The organism is Variovorax sp. 10L426, assembly GCF_056395305.1.
The window spans coordinates 1-395 of record NZ_JBFTJF010000124.1 but is presented as its reverse complement, the minus strand read 5'-3'; the positions used below and the strand labels follow the sequence as shown (position 1 = coordinate 395).

At 74.7% G+C, this 395-nt stretch carries 1 protein-coding gene; it reads right to left on the bottom strand.

From position 1 onward, the window contains the following. The coding region (locus tag AC1DHL_RS30065; RefSeq protein WP_478164378.1) for a SpoIIE family protein phosphatase at positions 1 to 379 on the bottom strand (379 nt) is incomplete at its 3' end. Positions 380 to 395: the final 16 nt, after the last annotated feature.

Genomic DNA, 395 nt, shown 5'->3' with positions numbered 1-395 from the left:
ACTGGATGCCATCCGAATGCACGATCAGCACGGCGTGCGGCGGCCACTCCACCTCCTGCTCCTGCACGGCCCGCATTTGCAGGCCGGCGGTGCCATTCTGGACCAGCAGCGTGCGGTCGTCGATGCCGGATATCACGCGCGCCATGACGTTGCCGGCGCCGGCATAGCGGATGCATTGGGCGCCGGCGTCCACGCGTGCGGCCGTCACGGCGGCGCCGCGCGTGGTGCGCAGCGCGCCGTGCGCCAGTTCCAGGTAGCGGCCGGGATGGCTGCCCCGGGCCCGGGCGAACACGGACAGCGCCACGGCGGCGGCTTCGGCGGCGTCGGGGCCGTGCCCCAGGCCGTCCGCCACCACCACGTCGGCGCGGTGGTCGTGCACGGCCACGCTCCAGCCG